Genomic DNA, 12,108 nt, shown 5'->3' with positions numbered 1-12,108 from the left:
GCCATGCGCGTTGCCCTGACCTCCGCCTTCCTGCTTTCCGGACTCGTCGCCGCCGCTGCGGCCCCGTCGAAGGACCCGTCCGGCACCTGGCTCACGAAGGACGGCCGCGCCAAGATCCGCATCGATCATTGCGGCCCGAACAGCGCGAACATCTGCGGCAAGGTCGTGTGGCTGAAGACGCCGACCACCGAGACGGGTGCGCCGCGCACCGACGCCAAGAACCCCGACCCGAAGAAGCGCCTGCGCCCGGTCATCGGCCTGCAGCTCATCGAAGGTCTCGCCCCCGACGAAGAGAAGTTCTCCGGCGACATCTACAATATCGACGAGGGCAAGATCTATCAGGTCAGCCTGGAGCGTGAATCCGGCTCCGAGCTGAGCGTGTCCGGATGCCTTCTCAAGGTCCTGTGCGGGTCGGAAACCTGGACCCGCGTGCCGGACGTGAACCAGCAGGCCGCCGTGACTCCGGCTTCCGAAGCCGCTCCCAAGCCGGCGCCGAAGCCCGCGGCCAAGCCGGCCGCGCCTCAGGTCGAAGCCAAGAAGTAGCGGCTCAGATCGCGGCGAGGCCCCGTTTCACGGCGGGCCTCGCCAGGACTGTGTCGAGCCAGCGACGGACATTCGGCAGGGTCGCCAGATCGATTCCCTGCTTCTCGTGATGCTTGGCCCAGGTCAGGATCGCGATGTCGGCGATGGAATACGTATCGGCGATGTAGTCGCGATCCGCCAAGCGCCGGTCGAGCACGCCGTAGAGACGATGGGCTTCTGCAGAGAACCGTTCGATGGCGTAGGGGATCTTCTCCTCCGCATGGATGCGGAAATGGTGCATCTGACCGAGCATCGGCCCGAAGCCCCCAACCTGCCAGAACAGCCATTCGTCCACGGCCACCCTGGCGCGTTCGTCCGCGGGGTAGAGGCAGCCGGTCTTTCGCCCGAGATATTGCAGGATCGCCCCCGATTCGAAGACCGTGATCGGCTTGGCCCCCGGACCGTCCGGGTCGACGATGGCCGGGATCTTGTTGTTGGGCGAGATCGCCAGAAAGTCCGGCGCCAACTGGTCGCCCTTGCCGATATTCACCGGCACCACCCGGTAGGGCAGACCGCACTCCTCCAGCATGATGGGGATCTTCCAACCATTGGGCGTGCCCCAGGTATGGAGGTCGATGGGCTTCTGGGTGGCGGCGGCCATGGGAAACGTTCCGCTCCTGTCAGGGTCGCATCATGTCGCCGGATCAAACCGGGCGAGGGGCGGATGGTTGCAGGATCCGCGCCGCCATCGAACGGTGGACGGTGTGCCGCGGCACCGCGAAGGACCTTGCCCTTTCCCCGACTTCTGGCTGTGATGATGGCGGTTCCGGCGCCTCACCGTGAGCGCAGGAAAACAGCCTGGGGTTGCAATCATGCGGTTTCGTTTTCTTCCGGCCGCGGTGGTCGCGGCGTCGATGGTGCTGGGTTTCGCGACGACGGCGTCCGCCAAGGACCCCGTTGCCGCCGCTCCGGAGCCCGCCGCGAAGGAACTGACGGTCGGGCAGAGCGCCGCCCGCGAGCGGCAGAAGAAATGCGGTGCCGAGTGGCGCGCCCTCTCGGTTGCCGACAAGGCCGCGCAGGGGCCGAAATGGCCCCAATATTTCAGCAAGTGCGTCAAGCGCTTGAAGGAGATCAAGGCCTGATCTAGTTCGATTCGGGACCGGCTCGAGCTACGATTGCTCCGGGCCGGAGCGGAGAAACGAGGGGATGCGGGAACGCGAGGCGCTGCAGCGCGTGGTGGCGGTGGCCGCGATCATACCGGTGGCGTCGGGGCTCTTCGGAATCCTGTTCGGGCTCGGAGGAGTCGGCGGCGACAGCCTGTCCCAGATCTCCGCCGACAGCCATTTCCGCTACCTGTCGGGCCTGCTGACGGGCATCGGCATCCTGTTCTGGAGCTGCGTACCGGCCATCGAGGCGAAGTCGCGCCTGTTCCGCTTCCTGACCCTCGTCGTCGTGCTCGGCGGGCTGGCGCGGTTGCTGGGCCTCTACCTCACCGGCCTGCCCTCGGCGGTGATGCTGGGTGCCCTGGCGATGGAACTGGTGGTGACGCCCCTCCTCTGCCTCTGGCAAATGCGGGTCGCGGCCAAGGCCGCGGATGCGGCGGCGGCCGGGCCTTCTCCGTGAGCGTGATTTCTGCCGGAACACGCCCCTCCCCGGTCGACCGCGCCCTTTCGCTCATGGAGCGCATCGTCCCCGCGCCCTCCGCCTGGGCTTTCGCCCTGCGGATCTGGCTCGCCATGGTGCTGGCCCTCTACGCCGCGTTCTGGCTTCAGCTCTCCGGCGCCTCGTCGGCCGCCGTCTGCGTGGCGATCCTGGCCCAGCCCAAACGCGGACAGGCCCTGTCCAAGGCACTGTACCGCTTTCTCGGCACCCTGGCGGGGGGCGCGATATCGATCCTGCTGATCGGTGCGTTCGGACAGGACAGGGTTCTCCTCCTGGTCTCCGTGGCGACCTGGCTCGGCCTCTGCGTCTTCGTCGCCCACTTCCTGCAGGACACGCGGGCCTATGGCGCCATGCTGGCGGGCTACACTGTGGCCATCGTCGCCGTCGCCCATATCGACACGCCGCAGGCGGTCTTCGAGGCCGCCATCGACCGCGTCGCGGCGATCACCATCGGCATCGTCGCCATCACCTTCATCAACGACGCCCTGGCCTCGCCGAGCACGTGGCGCACCCTGCGCAAGCCACTCTCCGAGGCCCTGTCGGCCACCCGGGCCTTCGCCCGCGAGACCCTGTCCCAGGCGGATCCCGGCTCGGAGCGGGCGGCGGCCCTGATCCGGCAGATCGCGGTGATGCGCGCCGATGCCAGCGCCATCGGCGGCGAGCTCGACGACGGCGCCCGCCGGGCCGCCGGGGCGCGCAGCGCCATCGCCGCGCTCTACGCCATGGCGGCGGCGAGCCGCGCCTTCACCGCCGCCGCTGCGATGCTGGGTCGCGACAGCGCGGCCGTCGCCGAGGCCCGCCGGATCTGCCTGGGTCTCACCGATGACGGGACGCCCGATGCCGAGGCGGCCGCGCATCGCCTCGGTGCCCTGGTGGATGAGGCGATCCAGGGCGGGATGAGCGAGCCCCTGGAGATCCTGGCGCTGCAGCGCGGCCTCGATTTCGCGCGCGCTGCCTCCTTCGCCGCGGACGGTCTGAACGCCCTCTCCACCGGCTGCCGACCGAAGCGCGATGTCGCCCTGCCGACGCATCGCGACCTGCCCGTGGCCCTTCGCGGCGCGGCGCGGGTGGGAATCGCCTTTGGCGCTACCGCCCTCCTCCTCATCGCCGCCGGCTGGCCCGCAACCTCCTTCGCCCTGGTGCAGGTGGCGGCGACCTGTTCGCTTTCGGCCATCGCGCCGGATTCGAAGGCCTTTGCCCGGGGCGTACTCATCGGAATGCCCGTGGCGGCGCTCTGCGCCGGAATCGTGCTCTTCGGCGTGCTGGGGGGCGAGCAGGGCTTCCCGCTGCTCGCCATCGCCATCGCGCCGGTGATCTTCGTGGCGTGCTTTCTCAGCCTGAACCCGCCGACCTTCGGAATCGGCTTCATCCTGCTCGTGTTCTTCATGGTCCTCCTGTCGCCGTCCAACCCGCAGACCTACGACGCGCAGACCTTCCTGGCGAACGCGTTCCTCGTGACCATGGCGGCCTGCATCCTGTTCGTCGCGGTGCGGATCGTGCTGCCGATCTCGCCCGCCCAGCGCCGCGCCTTCGCCCTCGATTCGGCCCGGGATTCGGTGCTGGACGCGCTGGCCGGCGATGGCGGCGACGCCACCACCCGCACCAGCCTCAACAGCGATCGGCTGCTGCAATTCTCGCAATGGAGTTCGGGCAGCGGCGCCGTCCGCGCGGCGAGCCTGGAGCGTGCCTTCGACCTGGCCCGGCTGGAATCCGCCGCCGCCCGCGCCCATGCCCAGCTGTGCCGCCTCCCCGACGATCCCGCCCTGAACGATGCCGCGAGGCAGGCGCGGGAGGGACTGGAGGCGGCGGACGCGGCCACGCTCGCCCGGTCCGTTCGTGCGTTCCTCCGGCACGGCCGATCCGTGAGCGCCACGACGCGGCTCGACATCGCCCGCCTCGTCAGCGACCTGGTGACGGCGGGCGGCATCATGGAGAGCCAGCACCGCCTCCTGCGCCGCCTCGGCATCCTGCGACCGGCCTGATGGAGGCGCCCCATGCGGCATGACATCGATCTCGGCGGCGTCCTGATCTCGCCTTTCGTCGCCTATGTGCTGGCGGCCCTGGCCATCATGGTGCTCCTGCGGTTCGGTTTCAGCCGCATCCGCTTCAGCCGTTACGTCGCCAACCCGCCGCTGGCCGAGGCGGGGATCTTCGTCTGCATCCTCGCGCTTCTCATCGTTCTCTTCTGAGCAATGTGGCTCGCCGACATGGATCTTGCCTGACAATGGCCGACGACGATCTCTCCGACGCTCGCCCGTCCCGCGAGCGCGTGCCGTCCCTCGCCAGGCGCCGGCGTTGGCGCGTGGTGCGGCTCCTGGCGACCGTGGTGATCCTGGCCTGCGCCTGCCTGGCCGCCGCCCTGGTCTGGCAGTTCTACGTCACCGCGCCATGGACCCGCGACGGGCGCGTCCGCGTGCAGGTGGCCAGCGTAGCGCCCCAGGTCTCCGGCCAGATCATCGAACTGCGCGTGTCCGACAACCAGACCGTCGCCAAGGGCGATGTGCTCTACGTCATCGATCCGGTGGATTTCGACATTGCCATCGCGACCGCCCAGGCGGAGCTCGAGAACCGCGAGGCCGACCTTCAGGTCAAACGGACCCAGGCGGCCCGGCGCGAGGCCCTGACCACCCTCTCCACCTCGGTGGAGGAGAAGCAGCAATATGCGGGCACCGCCAAGATCGCGGAGGCGGCGCTCGCCTCCGCGAAGGCGCAGCTGCATCAGGCCCGGGTCAACCGAGGACGCACGGAAGTGCGCTCGCCGGTGAACGGGCGCGTCACCAACCTCCTCCTGCGCGCGGGCGACTACGCCGCCGCCGGCACCGTCAACGTCGCGGTGATCGATACCGATTCGTTCTGGATCGACGGCTATTTCGAGGAGACGAAGCTGGCCCATATCCATGTGGGCGACGCGGCGAAGGCCGAGCTTCTCGGCTACTCGGCGCTCATCGACGGCCGGGTGGAGAGCATCACCCTCGGCATCAGCAACGCCAACGCCTCGCCGAGCACGCAGGGCCTGCCCAATGTCGACCCGGTCTATACCTGGGTGCGCCTCGCCCAGCGCGTCCCCGTGCGCATCCGCATCGAGAGGGTTCCCGACGGCGTCACCCTGGTGGCCGGCATGAACGCCACCGTCTCCGTGGGCGAGCCCGGTGCCCATGGCGGCACGTTCTGGAAGACCCTGCGCGACCGCTTCTCGGGACCCTCCGCCTCCTCCGGGCAGGAGCGTGTTTCGGGGGCGGCGGCCCGCTGAAGCCCTGGCCAGGACGACGTCGCGCTTCGCCGAATGCCTCGGGGCAGCATGCCCAGGCGATGGAGAGGTGAAAACTTCTTCAGTATTGGCGCGAAGTTGAGCACGGATCGCGAAGCGGTTTCAACCGCGCTTAAGGACCATGAGCGATTCTTCCGGCATCTTCTCGGCTGGGTCGGGTCACGTGCTGAAATCCATCGACGCCTTTGAGAACGACCCGACCGCGGCGCCCGGAGACGGGGGCGTCACCGACGCGGTGGCCGGCATGGCGACACTCATGCGCCACGCCGCCCGCGCCAATGGACAGGCCGCCAGCTTCACCCGCGAGATCCGTCGCCAATCGACCGGCGTCGACCGTTCCTTGGCGGCGACGCTCGGCAGCGTCGGCCGCGACACGGCGGCGGGAACGGCCGAGCGCCTCCGCGGCGAGCTCGTGGATGCGGTCGGTCAGGCCATGCGCGAGATCAACGCCGAGATCGCCCGCATCGGCGCGCGCATCGACACCAAGGCCACCGAGGCGAGCCGGATCGTCGCCGCCATCGACGGGATCGGCGCGACGATCCGGATGCTGTCGTTGAACGCGACGATCGAGGCGGCGAGAGCCGGTGAGCATGGGCGCGGCTTCGCCGTGGTCGCCGCCGAGGTCCGCGCCCTGGCCGACCAGACCCGGGAGAGCGCACGCAACGCGGCCGGCATCATCGATTTCTCCGATGTCCGCGCCGATCTCTCTGCCCTGCGCGTCTCGACGGACCATGCCCTGGACGGACTCGCCGGTTCCGTGCGGGCCACCGCCGACCGGATCGAAACCCTGCTCGGCGGTGTTGGCGTCGAACTGTCCGCGATCAGCGCCAGCAACGCCTCCATCGGTGAGGCTCTCGGTGCCATGCAGAGCAGCATCGACCGGACGGAGGCCAAGGCCGTCCGCGCCCTGGCTCTGGCCGATGCCACGCTGCAGGCGGCCGCCTCGGGCCTGCCCGCGCCGGACATGGCCCGGCACGGTCTCGCCCGCCGTCCGAAAGGCTTCGATCTCCTCGACGACATCCGGGCTCGCGGTACCCTTCGGATCGCCGTGGAGCCCGATTTTAAGGGATTGTCCTTCCGCAAGGCCGCCGGCGGCGCCCTGCTCGGCCTCGACATCGCCTATGCCACGGCCTTCGCGCGGTCCCTCGGCGTCACGCCGGTCTTCGTCGAATGCCCCTGGGACCAGTGCACGGAACTGCTCGATGCGGGCCGGACCGCCTCCGAGGCGCCCGCCGACATCGTATGGTCGGCCCTGCCGCCGAGCCCGGGATTCGGCGCCATCGCCTATTCGCAGGCCTATACCCACCTCCATTACGTGCTGGCCCGCCGCACCGGCGACACGCGCATCCGCAGCCTGTCCGACCTCGACGGCGGGACGCTCGGCGTCATCAACGATCCGAGCGCCTACGCCACGCTGGAGGCCGCCGGACTGCGCTGGGCCGAGAACCTGCAGGCGAAGGGAAGGCGGGTGGCGACCCTCGGCAGCCTCGTGCCGATCACCGACCAGGGCCGTATTCACGATGCCCTGGCCGAGGGCGTGGTCGATGCCTTCGCCGTGGACGCGCCGATCATGCACTGGGCCTGCACCGGCGCCGACAGCCCGTGGCGCGGCCGCATCGAGATCGTGCCCGGCAACATCGCACCCGCGCCCTGGTACTACACCGCCGCCGTCGCCGACCATCCGAGCGCCTGCCGCCTGCTCATGGCGGCGGATGCCTTCATCGCCGCCTTCACCGGCACGCCCGAGCGTGCCGCGATCGAGCGGCAATGGCAGGGCGGCGCCATTGCCGGCTGGGGCGGCTACCGGGACGAGCCGGGAGGCTTGCGCGGCGCGGCGGAACTGGCGGCCGATTACGCGGAGGCGATGGGACGGATGCCCAATCTCGCACCTTCGCGCGGCGGCGTGGCACTCCGGAACGTCGCCTGAATCCGGCCCCGGAACGCGGACGATCCTTTGCCGACCACTTTGTCGACCACCTGGCCAACCACCTGAATGGGCAGCGCTTTTTAAGATGTGGCGGAATGGGAAAGAATACAGTTGCCGGAAAGACGAGATAGGGGCTTGACGTAAGGGCGATCCAGTCGCACCTTGATCATGTGCTCTTGAACAAAGCACAGCTCAAGCAACGAGGAGGCGTAGATCGGTTGTCGATCACGACCAACTTAGAGGCAGGAGACGGGAATGACTCCACCCCAGCAGGATGCTGCGACGATCATCCGGGACTAATTCGGCCTGGACGTTGAGCAGCACAAACGCGAATCACGGGACGGAAGCGGTCTCCGGGGCGCAGAAGCGGCCGATACGGCACGACTTCGAATGCGCAGAATGCCCCAATTCGACCGCTTCCGCCGCCGGTCCATTGTCTTCATCCGACGTGTCCGAGCCTCGAGGCCCGCAAACCTTCCCACATAACTGATCGCTGATTTTGAGAGAGCGTGGTTCAGCCCCCAGGGCAAAAAACCGCCGTCCTCATACCGCCGGATCATGAAAGTGTTGGATGCTCTCGCGATCGATCTCGGAAGCTTTTCGCCCGCGAGGGACCGGCTTGCCGAGCGCCATGGTCTCGTCAGCGCTGGCGGATCGGCCGCAGCGGGCCGTGGAAGAATCCGGGCTCCATCCCGATCTCGGCGGCGCGCTCACCGATCACGCCGAGGCCGCCCATAAGCCCCATGATCGGCGCATCCAGCAGGGCCGGATGGTTCAGGGCCTTGCCGATCTGGCGGCCCTCCCACCATAGCTCCGCGAAGAGAAGGGCGAGGAGGCCGAGCAATCCCCAGGTCTCCAGGCCCCACCCGAGGAGATAGACGCCGTAGGGCGGCGACAGGACCGTGCTGAGACGGGACAGGCCGATCACCCCGGCGAAGCCCAGGACGAGGATCAGGGGCAGGCGAACGAGAAGGCGCCGATACAGGCGCAAGGCCAGGTTGAGTTCCTCGACGGAGGAGTGGTCGAGCCTGAGGGGCATTTGGGATTTTCCTGTGCCGTTCGCGCGCCCGAGCGCCATGCCCCCCGATAAAAGTGGGAGATGTGTGGCTGACGGGCGCCCGCCCCGCCACCGGTGCCATCACGAGGGCCGACACGTGTGCCTCTAAGACATCTCGTTAGCCGCCTCCGCGCGCCCGCCGGCGCATGGCGCTGACCATGATGCGCCAGGGCCGATCGAGGATGTCTTTGTCGGGTTTGAGCAACCGGTTGAAATGAGAGCCTCGACAACGGCGCGGCGCGGGTCACTCGATCCCGAGCTTCGCCTTCAGCAGGGCATTGACCGCGGCCGGATTGGCCTTGCCGCCCGTGGCCTTCATGGTCTGGCCGACGAACCAGCCGAGCAGGGTCGGCTTTTCCTTGGCCTGCTGAACCTTGTCGGGGTTCTTGGCGATGATCTCGTCCACCGCCGCCTCGATGGCGCCTGTATCGGTCACCTGCTTCATGCCGCGCGATTCGACGATCTCGCGCGGGTCACCGCCCTCGGACCAGACAACTTCGAAAAGGTCCTTGGCGATCTTGCCGGAGATCACGCCCTCGCCGATGAGATCGACGATGGCGCCGAGCTGATCGGCCGAGACCGGGCTCGTCTCAATGCTGTGGCCCTCCTTGTTGAGGCGGCCGAACAGCTCGTTGATCACCCAGTTCGCCGCGGCCTTGCCGTCGCGGCCCTTGGCCACCGCCTCGAAATAATCGGCGGAGGACCGCTCGGCGATGAGCACGCCGGCATCGTAGGGAGAGAGGCCGTAGGACTCGATGAAGCGCGCCTTCTTGGCGTCGGGCAGTTCCGGCAAACCCTCGGCCAAAGCATCCACATAGGCCTGGTCGAATTCCAGCGGCAGCAGGTCCGGGTCGGGGAAGTAGCGGTAATCGTGCGCCTCTTCCTTCGAGCGCATGGAGCGGGTCTCGCCCTTGCCCGGATCGAACAGGCGGGTCTCCTGGGAAATGGTACCGCCATCCTCGATGATCGCGATCTGGCGCCGGGCCTCGACCTCGATGGCCTGCCCGATGAAGCGGATCGAGTTGACGTTCTTGATCTCGCAGCGGGTGCCGAGCGGCTCGCCGGGCTTGCGCACCGAGACGTTCACGTCGGCGCGGAGAGATCCCTTCTCCATGTCGCCGTCACAGGTGCCGAGATAGCGCAGGATGGTGCGCAGCTTGGTCACGTAGGCGCGCGCTTCCTCGGAGGAACGCAGATCCGGCCGCGAGACGATCTCCATCAGGGCGACGCCCGAGCGGTTGAGGTCGACGAAGCTCTGGGTCGGGTTCTGGTCGTGCAGGGACTTGCCGGCATCCTGCTCGAGATGCAGGCGCTCGATGCCCACCGTGATGGTCTCACCCTCGGGCAGGTCCACCAGCACCTCGCCCTCGCCGACGATGGGGTCCTTGAACTGGCTGATCTGGTAGCCCTGCGGCAGGTCCGGGTAGAAATAGTTCTTCCGGTCGAACACCGAGCGGTGGTTGATCAGCGCCTTCAGTCCGAGGCCGGTGCGCACGGCTTGGGCCACGCATTCCTCGTTGATGACGGGGAGCATGCCAGGCATCGCCGCGTCCACCAGGGAGACGTGGTCGTTGGGCTCGCCCCCGAATTCCGTCGAGGCGCCGGAGAACAGCTTCGAGCGGCTCGTGACCTGGGCATGGATCTCCATGCCGATCACGACCTCCCAGTCGTGCAGGCCGCCCTTGATGAGTTTCTTAGGGTTCACGGCAGCGGTCATGATGGCCCGGATTCAGTGTTGCGCGGCGCGAAACCGCACCGGAAAGGTGGAAGGACCGGCCGGCGCGGTCAAGCGCGCAGGCGATAGAGCTGATGGGCGAGGAAGCCGAGGGTGCCCCACAGGAAGCCCGCCATCCAGCGAATGGGGAAGAAGGTCGGCCCGTCATGGCTGATCGGCGCCGGCCAGGGGATGCCGATGGCCGTGACGGCCCAGGACACCATAACCGAGATGGCGAAAGCCATCAGCGAGACCAGGATGACCTTCACGAACTGGTCCGACTTCCAGCCCATGACCAGGGCGATGGCGATCAGGACGGGATCGAACGCGGCCCAGATCCAGACGTCGAAGGGATAGACCGGAACGGTCATGGTCGCGCTTTCATGCCCACCACGCCTTCGGCAGCTTGGTCCGCCCGGCCGCCGTCTCGATCACTTGGGCGGCGGCGAACAGCGTCTCCTCGTCGAACGGGCGCCCGATGAGCTGGAGGCCCAGCGGCAGTCCCTGCGCGTCGAGCCCGGCCGGCACCGAGATGCCGGGCAGCCCCGCCATGTTCACCGTGATGGTGAAGACGTCCTGGAGGTACATCTCCACGGGATCGCCCGAGCCCTTCTCGCCGATGCCGAAGGCGGCGGACGGGGTGGCGGGGGTCAGGATCGCGTCGACGCCGGAGGCATAGGCCTGTTCGAAATCGCGCTTGATCAGGGTGCGGATCTTCTGGGCGCGGACGTAATAGGCGTCGTAATAGCCGGCCGAGAGCACGTAGGTGCCGATCATGATGCGGCGCTTCACCTCGCGGCCGAAGCCCGCCGCGCGGGTGTTCTCGTACATCCCGGCGATGTCCTTGCCGGGAACGCGCAGGCCGTAGCGCACGCCGTCGTAGCGGGCCAGATTCGAGGAGGCCTCGGCCGGGGCGACGATGTAATAGGCCGGCAGCGCGTAGCGGGTGTGCGGCAGCGAGATCTCGCGGATCGTGGCGCCCGCATCCTTGAGCATCGCGGCGCCCTTGTCCCAGAGCGCCTGGATCTCGGCGGACATGCCCTCGACCCGGTATTCCTTCGGGATGCCGATGGTGAGGCCCTTCACCCCCCGCGCCACCGCCGCCTCGAAATCCGGCACGGCCAGGTCGGCACAGGTGGTGTCGCGGGCATCCGCCCCGGACATGGAGCCGAGCAGGATGGCGCAGTCGCGCACCGTGCGGGCGATGGGGCCGGCCTGGTCGAGGGAGGAGGCGTAGGCCACCGTGCCCCAGCGCGAGCAGCGCCCGTAGGTCGGCTTGATGCCCACCGTGCCGGTGAAGGCGGCGGGCTGGCGGATCGAGCCCCCGGTATCGGTGGCGGTGGCGCCAAGGCACAGATGCGCGGCCACGGCAGCGGCCGACCCGCCGGAGGAGCCGCCCGGCACCAGCTTCGTGTCGGAGAGCGTTCCGTTTTCCTGCCGCCGCCAGGGCGAAACCACGTCGCCATAGGCGGAGGTCTCGTTGGAGGAGCCCATGGCGAACTCGTCGAGGTTGAGCTTGCCCAGCATCACCGCGCCGTCGCGCCACAGATTGTGGGTCACGGCCGATTCGTAATGCGGCTGGAAGCCTTCGAGGATCTTCGAGCCGGCGGTGGTGGCGACCCCGTGGGTGCAGAACAGGTCCTTGACGCCGAGCGGCAGGCCTTCGAGGGGCCGGGCCTCGCCGGAGGCGATCTTGGCGTCGGAGACCTCCGCCATCTGCAGGGCGCGCTCGGGCGTCTCCAGCAGATAGGCGTTGAGGCCGCGCGCCGCCTCGATCGCCGAGAGATGGGCCTTGGCGAGGTCGGTCGCCGAGAAATCCTTGGCCTTCAGCCCGTCGCGAGCCTCGGCCAGGGTGAGTTCGTTGAGATGGGTCATGCCGCCTGCTGTCCTCAAAGCCCGCCGGACCCCGTCGCCATTCTCAGGCGCCGCGCGGTCCTGGCCGGGCACGCATCACGAAA

Annotated in this window: 12 protein-coding genes; 7 read left to right on the top strand and 5 right to left on the bottom strand. The window is 68.3% G+C overall.

The features are described from left to right. The first annotated feature begins 3 nt into the window (after positions 1–3). Positions 4–543, top strand: coding sequence for a DUF2147 domain-containing protein (locus ASF08_RS21510; protein WP_056149369.1), 540 nt, complete (start codon positions 4–6; stop codon positions 541–543). Between the two features lie 4 nt (positions 544–547). On the opposite strand, the gene ASF08_RS21505 is transcribed toward ASF08_RS21510, so the two are convergent. Beyond that, positions 548–1,183: a glutathione S-transferase N-terminal domain-containing protein gene (locus tag ASF08_RS21505; protein ID WP_056149367.1), complete on the bottom strand. Its 636-nt coding sequence runs from the start codon at positions 1,181–1,183 to the stop codon at positions 548–550. A 211-nt stretch (positions 1,184–1,394) separates the two neighbouring features. Between ASF08_RS21505 and ASF08_RS21500 the strand changes: the two genes are divergently transcribed. From ASF08_RS21500 to ASF08_RS21475, 6 genes are all read left to right on the top strand, one after another. Beyond that, positions 1,395–1,664, top strand: coding sequence for a hypothetical protein (locus ASF08_RS21500; protein WP_018043490.1), 270 nt, complete (start codon positions 1,395–1,397; stop codon positions 1,662–1,664). A 64-nt stretch (positions 1,665–1,728) separates the two neighbouring features. Then, positions 1,729–2,145: a DUF4345 domain-containing protein gene (locus tag ASF08_RS21495; RefSeq protein ID WP_056149365.1), complete on the top strand. Its 417-nt coding sequence runs from the start codon at positions 1,729–1,731 to the stop codon at positions 2,143–2,145. Between the two features lie 53 nt (positions 2,146–2,198). Then, complete coding sequence (locus ASF08_RS21490; RefSeq protein WP_056149363.1) at positions 2,199–4,166, top strand: FUSC family protein; 1,968 nt, start codon at positions 2,199–2,201, stop codon at positions 4,164–4,166. 12 nt (positions 4,167–4,178) lie between these two features. Beyond that, complete coding sequence (locus ASF08_RS21485; protein ID WP_018043487.1) at positions 4,179–4,373, top strand: DUF1656 domain-containing protein; 195 nt, start codon at positions 4,179–4,181, stop codon at positions 4,371–4,373. 35 nt (positions 4,374–4,408) lie between these two features. Beyond that, on the top strand, positions 4,409–5,434 hold the full coding sequence (locus ASF08_RS21480) for a biotin/lipoyl-binding protein (protein WP_056149361.1): 1,026 nt from the start codon (positions 4,409–4,411) through the stop codon (positions 5,432–5,434). A gap of 139 nt (positions 5,435–5,573) precedes the next feature. Beyond that, positions 5,574–7,379 carry a methyl-accepting chemotaxis protein gene (locus tag ASF08_RS21475; protein WP_056149358.1) on the top strand — a complete coding sequence of 602 codons (1,806 nt, stop codon included), beginning with the start codon at positions 5,574–5,576 and terminating at the stop codon, positions 7,377–7,379. A gap of 640 nt (positions 7,380–8,019) precedes the next feature. On the opposite strand, the gene ASF08_RS21470 is transcribed toward ASF08_RS21475, so the two are convergent. The 4 genes from ASF08_RS21470 to gatA all read right to left on the bottom strand — a co-directional run bounded on the left by ASF08_RS21470 (position 8,020) and on the right by gatA (position 12,025). Then, the gene (locus tag ASF08_RS21470; protein WP_056149356.1) at positions 8,020–8,418 is read right to left on the bottom strand and encodes a hypothetical protein; all 399 of its coding nucleotides are present in this window, start codon (positions 8,416–8,418) and stop codon (positions 8,020–8,022) included. Positions 8,419–8,680: 262 nt separating this feature from the next. Further along, positions 8,681–10,153 carry an Asp-tRNA(Asn)/Glu-tRNA(Gln) amidotransferase subunit GatB gene (gatB, locus tag ASF08_RS21465; RefSeq protein ID WP_056149354.1) on the bottom strand — a complete coding sequence of 491 codons (1,473 nt, stop codon included), beginning with the start codon at positions 10,151–10,153 and terminating at the stop codon, positions 8,681–8,683. 68 nt (positions 10,154–10,221) lie between these two features. Beyond that, complete coding sequence (locus ASF08_RS21460; protein WP_056149352.1) at positions 10,222–10,521, bottom strand: hypothetical protein; 300 nt, start codon at positions 10,519–10,521, stop codon at positions 10,222–10,224. A gap of 10 nt (positions 10,522–10,531) precedes the next feature. Continuing rightward, entirely contained in the window at positions 10,532–12,025 is a 1,494-nt protein-coding gene (gene gatA / locus ASF08_RS21455; protein ID WP_018043481.1) for an Asp-tRNA(Asn)/Glu-tRNA(Gln) amidotransferase subunit GatA, read from the bottom strand. Between the last annotated feature and the right edge of the window lie 83 nt (positions 12,026–12,108).

Origin of the sequence: Methylobacterium sp. Leaf85, from assembly GCF_001422125.1 — a bacterium.
In the GTDB taxonomy this organism is placed as follows: Bacteria; Pseudomonadota; Alphaproteobacteria; order Rhizobiales; family Beijerinckiaceae; genus Methylobacterium; species Methylobacterium bullatum.
Note: the sequence above shows the minus strand (reverse complement) of the source record. Positions and strands in the feature narration are given on the sequence as shown.

Excerpts from the sequence above, each read along its gene's own strand:
- ASF08_RS21510 (WP_056149369.1), top strand. The coding sequence starts at position 4 with ATGCGCGTTGCCCTGACCTCCGCCTTCCTGCTTTCCGGACTCGTCGCC.
- ASF08_RS21505 (WP_056149367.1), bottom strand. The coding sequence starts at position 1,183 with ATGGCCGCCGCCACCCAGAAGCCCATCGACCTCCATACCTGGGGCACG.
- ASF08_RS21500 (WP_018043490.1), top strand. The coding sequence starts at position 1,395 with ATGCGGTTTCGTTTTCTTCCGGCCGCGGTGGTCGCGGCGTCGATGGTG.
- ASF08_RS21495 (WP_056149365.1), top strand. The coding sequence starts at position 1,729 with ATGCGGGAACGCGAGGCGCTGCAGCGCGTGGTGGCGGTGGCCGCGATC.
- ASF08_RS21490 (WP_056149363.1), top strand. The coding sequence starts at position 2,199 with ATGGAGCGCATCGTCCCCGCGCCCTCCGCCTGGGCTTTCGCCCTGCGG.
- ASF08_RS21485 (WP_018043487.1), top strand. The coding sequence starts at position 4,179 with ATGCGGCATGACATCGATCTCGGCGGCGTCCTGATCTCGCCTTTCGTC.
- ASF08_RS21480 (WP_056149361.1), top strand. The coding sequence starts at position 4,409 with ATGGCCGACGACGATCTCTCCGACGCTCGCCCGTCCCGCGAGCGCGTG.
- ASF08_RS21475 (WP_056149358.1), top strand. The coding sequence starts at position 5,574 with ATGAGCGATTCTTCCGGCATCTTCTCGGCTGGGTCGGGTCACGTGCTG.
- ASF08_RS21470 (WP_056149356.1), bottom strand. The coding sequence starts at position 8,418 with ATGCCCCTCAGGCTCGACCACTCCTCCGTCGAGGAACTCAACCTGGCC.
- gatB (WP_056149354.1), bottom strand. The coding sequence starts at position 10,153 with ATGACCGCTGCCGTGAACCCTAAGAAACTCATCAAGGGCGGCCTGCAC.
- ASF08_RS21460 (WP_056149352.1), bottom strand. The coding sequence starts at position 10,521 with ATGACCGTTCCGGTCTATCCCTTCGACGTCTGGATCTGGGCCGCGTTC.
- gatA (WP_018043481.1), bottom strand. The coding sequence starts at position 12,025 with ATGACCCATCTCAACGAACTCACCCTGGCCGAGGCTCGCGACGGGCTG.